General features: G+C 34.4%; 2 protein-coding genes. Both read right to left on the minus strand.

Annotated features, from left to right (window positions below; genetic code table 11):
- On the minus strand, positions 1–368 hold a 368-nt coding region (locus ACFO3U_RS07295; RefSeq protein ID WP_379739923.1), incomplete at its 3' end, for a PorP/SprF family type IX secretion system membrane protein.
- A 75-nt stretch (positions 369–443) separates the two neighbouring features.
- Positions 444–1,582: gliding motility-associated C-terminal domain-containing protein (locus ACFO3U_RS07300; RefSeq protein WP_379739926.1), on the minus strand; the 1,139-nt coding region annotated here is incomplete at its 5' end.

Raw genomic sequence — 1,582 nt, forward strand, 5'->3', positions numbered from 1 at the left:
GCTCCTGCTTTTAATCCAAAAGCTAATTTGTGTTCTCCTCCTAAACCTAAAGTATATGAGAAATCTGCATAAGCATTTTGCTCCTCTACTGGTCCAATCTTATCTGAGATAACTGATAATCCAATACCAACGTTTTTTCCTGCTGGACTATGTCCTGATAAAGTGAATGTCGTTGGAGCATCTTCAATATCAACCCATTGTTTTCTATATAAAAGTCCTATAGATAAATTTTCTTTACTTCCTGCATACGCTGGGTTTATAACATTCATATTATACATATATTGTGTATAATGTGGATCTTGTTGTGCACTAAGCTCATTTATTCCTATTACAAATACCAGGAATACTGTGAAATATAGTTTCTTCATTTTGTCTGTTTTTTGATTTTTTTAGAAGAAGCTTGCTTTACTTTTTCTTGTAAAGCAAGCTATCCTAATTATTTACTATCTATTGATATATATCCATCCTGATTTTGCCTCTACATTATCACGTTCTATAACATAATAATAAGTTCCTGTTGGCAACTCATTACCATTATCAGATTGGCCATACCACTGATCTGTATAGTTAGAGAAACTATAAACTTTTTTACCATAACGGTTGAAAATCTCTAATTTCTTAACATTAAGTCCTGTTAAATCAAAATTCTCATTCAAGCCATCTCCATTTGGTGAAATACCTTTTTGAATCGTACATAAAGTACCATTAGCCGTAAAGAAAACTTCATCAGATTCACACATTGAGCCTGTAGTTAAAGTAACAGCACAACTATATGTACCATCTTGAGAAACCGCTAAAGTAGAATCCGTTTCACCTGAAATTACTACTCCATTTGAATCATACCACTCATAGGTTACCGCTTGTCCTCCTACAACTGTAGCGTGAATTAAATACGTAGCTCCTTCACAACCACCATCTAATGTAACAACCGGTGCATCTACAGCTGTTACCGTGAAACTAGTCTCATCTGAACAAATATTTGGTGCACTACCACTTGTTGCGTAAACATAAAAAGTAGTCGTAGCATTAATTGTCAAAGGATTAGTAGTATCTATTGGACCAACTCCTCCAGATCCTGTAAAATAACCTCCAGATGTTAAAGTAGGGAATGTATAATCAGAACCTACACAAACAGATGAACTTGGAATAATGTCTGCTGTCGGAGTTGTAGTAATTGTTACCTCAAAATTATCTTCAGCAACACAGTTAGGTGTTGTATTGGTTTGTGCATAAATGTAAATCGTTTGTGATGATGTAATAACATCTCCAACATTTAACATTGTACCAGTTCCTGTTGGACCTCCTGGTTGAGTATAATATGAATTATTTGCACTTAAACTTGGCAAAGTGTAACTATTACATGCAAAAACATCAGCTGGTGAATCTGCAGTAATTGTATTGATAGTAACTGTAAAACTAGCTTCTGATGAACAAATATATGGAGCCGTTCCTGATTCTGCATAAACATAAACTGTTTGTGAAGAAGTTATAGGATTAGCAATATTTATTGGATCAACTCCTCCTGGTTGAGAATAATAATCCCCTACTGTTAAAGCAGGCAATGAATAAGAATCACAAGCTA

Origin of the sequence: Flavobacterium ponti, assembly GCF_042652765.1 — a bacterium.
Taxonomy (GTDB): Bacteria; Bacteroidota; Bacteroidia; order Flavobacteriales; family Flavobacteriaceae; genus Flavobacterium; species Flavobacterium ponti.